10 protein-coding genes are annotated in these 7985 nt (G+C 71.0%); 9 read left to right on the plus strand and 1 reads right to left on the minus strand.

What is annotated here, in order from left to right:
* The 8 genes from H0X00_RS19135 to H0X00_RS19170 form a co-directional block, all read left to right on the plus strand.
* The coding region (locus H0X00_RS19135; protein ID WP_293773994.1) for an RsmD family RNA methyltransferase at positions 1–357 on the plus strand (357 nt) is incomplete at its 5' end.
* Positions 358–383: 26 nt separating this feature from the next.
* Positions 384–881 (plus strand): pantetheine-phosphate adenylyltransferase, encoded by a 498-nt coding sequence (gene coaD / locus H0X00_RS19140; RefSeq protein WP_293773995.1) that lies wholly within the window; start codon positions 384–386, stop codon positions 879–881.
* A gap of 161 nt (positions 882–1042) precedes the next feature.
* On the plus strand, positions 1043–1696 hold the full coding sequence (locus tag H0X00_RS19145) for a hypothetical protein (protein ID WP_293773996.1): 654 nt from the start codon (positions 1043–1045) through the stop codon (positions 1694–1696).
* Positions 1697–1778: 82 nt separating this feature from the next.
* Complete coding sequence (locus H0X00_RS19150) at positions 1779–2330, plus strand: YceD family protein (protein ID WP_293773998.1); 552 nt, start codon at positions 1779–1781, stop codon at positions 2328–2330.
* A gap of 22 nt (positions 2331–2352) precedes the next feature.
* Positions 2353–2529 (plus strand): 50S ribosomal protein L32, encoded by a 177-nt coding sequence (rpmF, locus tag H0X00_RS19155; protein WP_293774000.1) that lies wholly within the window; start codon positions 2353–2355, stop codon positions 2527–2529.
* A 10-nt stretch (positions 2530–2539) separates the two neighbouring features.
* Positions 2540–3304: a ribonuclease III gene (gene rnc / locus H0X00_RS19160; RefSeq protein WP_293774002.1), complete on the plus strand. Its 765-nt coding sequence runs from the start codon at positions 2540–2542 to the stop codon at positions 3302–3304.
* 15 nt (positions 3305–3319) lie between these two features.
* A complete protein-coding gene (gene mutM, locus H0X00_RS19165) occupies positions 3320–4189 on the plus strand; it encodes a bifunctional DNA-formamidopyrimidine glycosylase/DNA-(apurinic or apyrimidinic site) lyase (RefSeq protein ID WP_293774003.1) in 870 nt (289 codons plus the stop codon).
* Positions 4190–4544: 355 nt separating this feature from the next.
* Positions 4545–4736 (plus strand): hypothetical protein, encoded by a 192-nt coding sequence (locus H0X00_RS19170; RefSeq protein WP_293774004.1) that lies wholly within the window; start codon positions 4545–4547, stop codon positions 4734–4736.
* A 452-nt stretch (positions 4737–5188) separates the two neighbouring features.
* Here H0X00_RS19170 and H0X00_RS19175 read toward each other — a convergent pair whose 3' ends face one another.
* Positions 5189–6388, minus strand: a complete 1200-nt coding sequence (locus H0X00_RS19175) for a cytochrome P450 (protein ID WP_293774005.1) — start codon at positions 6386–6388, stop codon at positions 5189–5191.
* Positions 6389–6749: 361 nt separating this feature from the next.
* Between H0X00_RS19175 and H0X00_RS19180 the strand changes: the two genes are divergently transcribed.
* Positions 6750–7985, plus strand: a 1236-nt coding sequence (locus H0X00_RS19180; protein WP_293774006.1) for an AAA family ATPase, incomplete at its 3' end; no start/stop codon positions are given.

Genomic DNA, 7985 nt, shown 5'->3' on the forward strand with positions numbered 1-7985 from the left:
CTCGTGGAGTCCGACGCCAAGGCCGTCCGGGTTCTGCGCGACAACGTCGCCGCGCTCGGGCTGACAGGGGTCGAGGTGATCCCGCGTTCGGTCACGGCCGCGCTCGCCGCCGCGGCGCCCGAGCCCTTCGACCTGGTGTTCGCCGACCCCCCGTACGCCCTGCCCGCAGCCGAGCTGGCGGCGTTGCTGGCCGGCGCCGGCGAGCGCGGTTGGTTCGCGCCGGAGACGGTGGTGGTGGTCGAACGGGCCACTCGGGACCCGGCGTTCCCCTGGCCGCCGGGGATGGTCGCGGACCGCGACCGCCGCTACGGCGAGGCCACCCTCTGGTACGCCCGGGTAGGGCCCGATTTCCGCTGACCCCGGGTCAGGGGCACACTGAGCCCGTGCGCAGCTGCATCTGCCCCGGGTCCTTCGACCCCGTGACCAATGGCCACCTCGACGTGATCATGCGTGCGGCCAAGCTGGCCGACGAGGTCGTCGTCGGCGTCCTGGTCAACCGCAACAAGCAGGGTCTGTTCACGCTCGAGGAGCGGATGGAGATGCTGCGCCTCGCGCTCAAGGACTACCCGAACGTCCGGATCGACAGCTTCGACGGCCTGCTCGTCGACTACTGCAAACGCCACGGCATCCCGGCGATCGTGAAGGGCCTGCGGGTGGTCGGCGACTTCGACTACGAGCTGCAGATGGCCCAGATGAACCACACGCTCACCGACGTCGAGACCCTGCTGGTCGCGACCAACCCGCTCTACAGCTTCCTGTCTTCCTCGCTGGTCAAGGAGGTCGCCAACAACGGGGCGGACATCACCGGGTTCGTGCCCGACGTGGTGCTCGACCCGCTCCTGCAGCGCCTGGCCGAGCGCCGCCAGGAGCAGGGCCGGTAGGGCATGTCTCCCAATTCCTCTGCGGCGCGGATCGGCGCCAGGACGCCCTCTGGCGGCGTTGTCGTCGTCGCCCGCTGCTCTGCAGCGGGCTCCTCCTCCGCCTTGCCAGAGAACGTCCTGATCACCGCCCGCATCCGCCAGGAATTGAGAGACACGCCCTAATGTCCCGGGGCAAGCCCGTCGACGTCCACGCCAAGCTCGCGGAGCTGCAGGAGCTGGTCGCGAAGGCGAAAGCCATGCCGCTCTCGGCGTCCTGCCTGGTGAACCGGGCCGACGTCCTGGCGCGGATCGCGGAGATCGAGGCGGCCCTGCCGCGACAGCTCTCCCAGGCCGAGAGCGTGCTCGCCGACGCCGACGCGGTGGTCGCGGAGGCCCGCGAGCAGGCCGTTGCGGTGCTCGCCGAGGCCGCGGTCGAGCGCGACCGGCGCCTGGAACTGACCCCGGAAGGTTCGGAAGCGGTCGCCTGGGCCGCCCAGATCCGGGCCGAGGGCGAGGCCGACGCCACCACCCGGACCACCGAGGCCGACGACTACGTCGACTCCCGGCTCGCCCACTTCGAGGTGATCCTCGAAAAGACCCTCGAACTGGCCCGCCGGGCGCCGGAGGACCCCTCCGCCGACCCGACGGCCCACCTCGCGGAACTGTCCAGCTCGCTGGCGCGGACCCTGACCGCGGTGCGCCGGGGTCGGGATCGCCTCGACGGCAAACACCACATGGAGGAACTCGGCGAGCACCTGCGCGAGCTGGAGGAGCACCCGCTCGGCGCCGACGAGGACGCACCGGACCCACTGCGCGACCCGCTGCCCGAGCGCTGACCACGCGGGCGGCGGGCCTGGTTTTTGTCCAGGCCCTTGGCTCGGGTAACCTTCGCGACGGTCTTGATGACCAGGAACCGCCATGCCCGAAGAGACTCAGAGAACCCAGCGCCTCGACCCGCACGATCCACTCGTGCTCGACGTCCACCGGTTAGCCCGGCGGCCGGGGTCGATGCTCAAGGTCGTCCGAACTGTTCCGGCACCGGCGGATCTCGGTCTGGAGGTCATCGGCGTGCCCGCGGGTGCCGACCTCGAGCTGAACCTCAAGCTCGAAGCGGTGGTCGAGGGCGTGCTCGTGTCGGGAACGGCACGGGCGCCGCTGGCGGGTGAATGCGTGCGCTGCCTGGATCCCCTCACCGACGAGGTCGGGGTGGATTTCGCGGAGCTGTTCGTGGCATCCGGCAACGAGGGCGATGACGAGACCCTCTGGTTGCAGGGCGACTTGATCGACCTGGAACCGGTGGTGCGGGACGCGGTGGTGCTCGTTCTACCGCTCCAGCCGCTGTGCGAGGAGGACTGCCCCGGTTTGTGCGCCCAGTGCGGCGCGCGACTGGCGGACGATCCCGAGCACCAGCACACCGACGTCGACCCCCGTTGGGCGGCGCTGGAAGCACTCGTTCAGCCGGACGAGTAGTACCGGACAGGAGATCACGACAGTGGCCGTTCCCAAGCGCAAGATGTCGCGCAGCAACACGCGAGCTCGCCGCGCGAACTGGAAGGCCACGGCGCCGACGCTGGCCACCTGCGACCGATGCCGTGCGCCCAAGCTCCCGCACGTCGCCTGTCCGAGCTGCGGCACCTACAACCGCCGCCAGGTCCGGTTCGCCGACTAGTCAGGCTGCAATGACCTCGACCCCGCAGACGTCCACGGCTGCGTCCAGCCCGGATCTGCTGGAGCACGCGCTGGAGGATCGGCTCGGGGTCACGTTGTCCGAGCCGCTGTTGGTCCGCGCGCTCACCCATCGTTCGTTCGCCTACGAGCACGGCGGGCTGCCGACCAACGAGCGGCTGGAGTTCCTCGGCGACTCCGTGCTCGGTCTGGTGGTCACCGATTCGCTCTACCACCGCCACCCCGACCTGCCCGAGGGGCAGCTGGCCAAGCTGCGCGCGGCCGTGGTCAACATGCGCGCGCTGGCCGACGTCAGCCGCGGCCTGCGACTCGGGGAGTTCCTCAGGCTTGGCCGCGGCGAGGAGGGCACCGGGGGCCGCGACAAGTCCTCGATCCTGGCCGACACCCTCGAGGCGCTGATCGGCGCCGTCTACATCGACCGCGGGCTGGGCGAGGCCTCCGAGCTGGTCCACCGCCTGTTCGACCCGCTGATCGAGTCCTCCTCGCACCTCGGTGCCGGTCTGGACTGGAAGACCAGCCTCCAGGAGCTCACCGCCATGATCGGGCTGGGCGTGCCGGAGTACGTGGTCAGCGAGAGCGGTCCCGACCACGAGAAGACCTTCAAGGCCAACGCGCGGGTGGCCGGCGCCGACTACGGGTCCGGCGGCGGCCGCAGCAAGAAGGAAGCCGAGCAGCAGGCCGCCGAGGCGGCCTGGACCTACCTCAGCGAGGCCTACGCGGCCCAGCTCGCCGGCGAGACGCCGGCCGCCTCGGCCTGACGTATCCGCTGACCCGTGCCTGAGCTGCCCGAGGTCGAGGTGGTCCGCCGCGGCGCCGCCTCGTTCGCCATGGGCCGCACGATCGCCGCCGCGCAGGTGTTCCACCCCCGAGCGGTGCGCCGCCACGTCGCCGGGGCAGCGGACCTGGCCGCCCGGCTGGCGGGGGTCACCGTGACGGGGGCCGAGCGCCGCGGGAAGTTCCTCTGGTTGCCCCTGGACTCCGGGGAGGCCCTGCTGGTGCACCTGGGCATGAGCGGCCAGCTGCGGGTGCAACCGCCGGGAGCGCCACCGGAGAAGCACCTGCGGGTCCGGCTGGCTTTCGCCGACGGTGGCCCTGACCTGCGCTTCGTCGACCAGCGCACCTTCGGGGGGCTCTCCGTCGAGCCGCTGGTGCCCGGCCGCGGCGGGCTGACGGTGCCGGCCTCGGTCGCCCACATCGCCCTCGACCCCCTGGAGCCCGGCTTCGACGCCGGCGCCGTGCGCACCGCGATGCGCGCCAAGCGCACCGGGCTCAAGCGGGCCCTGCTCGACCAGACCCTCATCAGCGGGATCGGCAACATCTACGCCGATGAGGCCCTGTGGCGGGCCCAGGTGCACTACGCGCGCCCGACCGAGACGCTCCGGGCCCCCGAGATCGACCGGGTGCTCGCCGGCGCCGTCGAGGTGATGACCGCCGCGCTGGCCGCCGGCGGCACCTCCTTCGACAGCCTCTACGTCAACGTCAACGGCGAGAGCGGCTACTTCGACCGCTCACTCGACGTGTACGGCAGGGAGGGCCTCGAGTGCGCCCGCTGCGGCTCGGCGATCCGCCGGGACGCCTTCATGAACCGGTCCTCGTTCTCGTGTCCGCGCTGCCAGCCCCGCCCCCGACGGGCGCATTGGTAGGGCAATCGGCGGGCATTTCGGACACGCTCGGTGGCGGCCTGAGGCCGTTCCGGTGGAAATGAGCTTGTTACACATTGAGATTGTTTTTCCGCTTGCGTCCCACCCGTGGCTCGGTCATGATCACGGCACATAACCGTCCCCAGGTGCGGGCAAGGACCTTCGGCCCTTGACTGCAAGGTCTTCTGACCTGCGAAAACGCGCCGTTCGGGTTGACCGGCACCGATGGCTTGACCTCAAGAGGCTCTGGTGCGACCCTGGAGAGACCCCGCCCTGTCAGGCCCACATCCTGGTGCCCGGACGGCGGCGAAAGTATCTGTCGGTTACTAGCTGGTTTCTCAGCGTGGAGGATCCCACGATGGCAAAGGCGCTTTTCGGACACGTTGGCGGTCCGGACCCGCGCATGCTCAACGAAATGCGACGGATGCAGCGGCGTATCGATGAGCTTGAGTCGGAGTTGCTGCGCGTGCGCGCGGAGAACGATGTTCTGGCAGCGGAACTGCACCGGGACGACCTTCTCACGTCGCTCCAGGAGCCGGTTCTCACCTGAGTTCCGCAGCTCCACCCGCAGGGGACGCCTCACGGCGTCCCCTTCTTTTTTGTCCGGCCTCCGCGTGACCTATTTCGCAGTCACTCGTTGAGACCAGCAGAGAGGAGTTGATGGCCACCACGGCATCGACTGCGAGCGGTGGAGGACTTCGGTTCAGGTCCTGCCCCCATTGCGCTGGCGGGCGCGCGGGGAACAGGGCTCACCGTGAAACTCTCTCGCGGCTCTCGTCCTCGGACGGCAGTCGCTGGGCGGTCGGTCGGCGGGCCTGACCGCCCCCAAAGCGCGACGGGGTGCTCGCAGGCGGGCGCGAGCACCCCGTCGCTCATTCTTTCCGGCCTCTTGCTGGGCGCCAGCTGCCCCGAAGGCTGCGGATCAACGTTGTGACTCGTGAGGCGGCCGCCCGGCTCAATCGACCTCACCAGTCACAACGTTGATCCTGGGCCGACGCCGTTCTACGCCGGGGTCGGGGTGAACTTCAAGGGAAGGCTGACGGGGCCGACGAAGCCGCTCAGTTCGGGGCGGTAGACGGGGGTGCCGTCGAGGGCGAGGTCGGGCATGCGGCGGGCCAGGATCGGGAGGGCTTCCACCATTTCTGCTCTCGCGAGGTAGGCGCCGAGGCAGTAGTGGGTGCCATGGCCGAAGGCGAGGTGGGGGTCGCGTTCGGCGGTGATGTCGAAGGGGAGGGGCTTGCCCGGGGTGTCGCACTCGGACTGGGCGAGCGCGGCGAAGAGCCAGATCCGGGTGCCGGCGGCGAGCTGCAGGTCCCGATAGTCGACGTCAGTGGGGGCGATGCGCCACAGGATCGGGTCGACGGGGTTGTAGCGGATCATCTCCTCGACGGCGGCGGCGGCGAGTTCGGGCTTGTCCCGCAGCAGGGCCCACTGGTCCGCGTGGTCGGTGAAGGTGGCCAGCCCGAGCGCGATCTGGTTGCGGGTGCTGTCCTGGCCGCCGAGCACCAGCACGGTCACCATCGCGCGGATCTCGTCCTGGCTGAGCTTGTCCCCGCCGTCACTGGCGGCGACCAGGACCGAGAGCAGGTCGTCGCCGGGGTCGGAGCGGCGCTGCTCGCAGAGTTCGTCGGTGGCGGCGCAGATGCCCTCGATCGCGGCGGCCAGGCGGTCGTGGTTGGCCGCGACGTCGTAGCTCAGCAGCAGGGCGACGTCCTGGCCCCAGCGCAGGAAGTCCGGCTGCATGGCCTCGGGGATGCCGAGCAGGTGGAACATCACGCGGGGCGGGAACAGGTCGGAGAACTGCGACATGAACTCGCAGCGGCCCTCGCCGGCGAAGTCGTCGATGAGGTCCTCGGCGATCTCGCGGATCCGCTCCCGCAGGCGCTCGACCGCGGTCGGGGCGAACGCCGGATTGACCAGCCGGCGCAGGCGGTGGTGGTCCGGGCCCTCGATGTTGAGGACCAGGCGGGCCCACATGTCGGCGACCGGGCCATCACTGATGCCCTGGGCGAGCATGTGCTCGGTGCCACCGGAGTGGTGCAGGCGACGGTCGTTCTGCATCGCGACGCAGTCAGCGGCGGTGAGGATCGCCGGTCCCAGCGGGGTCCGGGCGTACCAGTGCGCGGCGGCGGCGGCGCGGACCTCGTCGGAGAGCACGCGGAAGGTGGGGGAGAGGAGGTCGATGGTGGCGGGACTCGTCATCGGGGGGCCTCACTGGTCGGACTGGTCGGGACTGCTCGGCAGCTGCGCAGGTGGGTGGCCGGACCCTAGACCGTGCCCGGGAGGCGCCGTAACCGCTGCGGCCGACGACAATTCAGCGACCGTTCAGCGCATTCGCACAATCCGGCCCGGGGGCTTCTCCACAGGGCCGTCCCGGGGGCCGCGCGCTGTCCCCAGGCGCAGAGACGGGCCGTCCGGGGCTGCTCCACAGGCTGTCCACCGGGCGTCCACAACCGGGTCCCGGGAGCCCCATCCGCCCCTTGATTACCGGCCGCGCGCGCCGTTCAAAACGGTCCTTCGGGGGCGCTATGGTCAGGCCAATCCAGTGCCTGGGGGCGAGCGCGTGCACCTGAAAACCCTGACGGTCAAAGGCTTCAAGTCCTTTGCGTCGGCGACGACCCTGCGCTTCGAACCGGGCATCACGTGTGTGGTCGGGCCCAACGGCTCGGGCAAGTCCAACGTGGTCGACGCCCTCGCCTGGGTGATGGGCGAGCAGGGCGCGAAGTCGCTGCGCGGCGGCAAGATGGAGGACGTCATCTTCGCCGGCACGGCCGGGCGCCCGCCGCTGGGCCGGGCCGAGGTCGCGCTCACCATCGACAACACCGACGGCGCGCTGCCGATCGACTACACCGAGGTCACGATCTCGCGGACGCTGTTCCGCAACGGCGGTTCCGAGTACGCCATCAACGGCGACTCCTGCCGGCTGCTCGACATCCAGGAACTGCTCTCCGACTCCGGCATCGGCCGCGAGATGCACGTCATCGTCGGCCAGGGGCAGCTCGACGCCGTGCTCACGGCCGACCCCGAGGCCCGGCGGGGGTTCATCGAGGAGGCGGCCGGCGTCCTCAAGCACCGCAAGCGCAAGGAGAAGGCACTGCGGAAGCTGGAGGCGATGCAGGCCAACCTGACCCGCGTCTCCGACCTGATCACCGAGCTGCGCCGCCAGCTCAAGCCACTGGGCAAGCAGGCCGAGGTGGCCCGGCGGGCCCAGGTGGTGCAGGCCGACCTGCGCGACGCCCGGCTCCGGCTGCTGGCCGACGACCTGATCACGCTGCGCGGCTCCCTGGAGGCGGAGGTCGCCGACGAGACCGCTTTGCGGGCCCGTCAGGGCGAGGTCGAGGAGGCGCTGGCCACCGGCCGCGCCGAGGAGTCCCGGTTGGAGGCCGCGCTCGCCGAGGCGGCGCCGGCCTTCACCCGCGCCCAGGAGACCTGGTACCGCCTGTCCGCGCTCCGGGAACGGTTCCGCGGTACAGCCGGCCTGGCCGCCGAGCGCGCCCGGCACCTGGCCGACGAGCCGGAAGAGGCCCGCGCCGGCCGCGACCCGGAGGACCTGGAGCGCGAGGCCGGCGAGGTCCGGTCCCGGGAGGCCGAACTCGGCTCCGTCATCGAGGGCGCCCGCAGCGGCCTGGCGCAGGCCGTCGCGTCCCGCCAGCAGGACGAGGCGGCCCTGGCCGCCGAGGAGAAGCGGTTGGCCTCGGTGGTCCGTGCGGCCGCCGACCGTCGGGAGGGCCTGGCCCGCCTGCAGGGCAAGGTCAACGCGTTGCGCAGCCGGTCCGGAGCCGCCGAGTCCGAGATCGGC

This window comes from Sporichthya sp. (assembly GCF_013815995.1).
Lineage (GTDB): Bacteria > Actinomycetota > Actinomycetes > Sporichthyales > Sporichthyaceae > Sporichthya.

What these genes read in the sequence shown, in the direction of transcription:
- H0X00_RS19145 (WP_293773996.1), top strand. Translation starts at nt 1,043, where the DNA reads ATGTCCCGGGGCAAGCCCGTCGACGTCCACGCCAAGCTCGCGGAGCTG.
- H0X00_RS19150 (WP_293773998.1), top strand. Translation starts at nt 1,779, where the DNA reads ATGCCCGAAGAGACTCAGAGAACCCAGCGCCTCGACCCGCACGATCCA.
- rnc (WP_293774002.1), top strand. Translation starts at nt 2,540, where the DNA reads ATGACCTCGACCCCGCAGACGTCCACGGCTGCGTCCAGCCCGGATCTG.
- H0X00_RS19170 (WP_293774004.1), top strand. Translation starts at nt 4,545, where the DNA reads ATGGCAAAGGCGCTTTTCGGACACGTTGGCGGTCCGGACCCGCGCATG.
- H0X00_RS19175 (WP_293774005.1), bottom strand. Translation starts at nt 6,388, where the DNA reads ATGACGAGTCCCGCCACCATCGACCTCCTCTCCCCCACCTTCCGCGTG.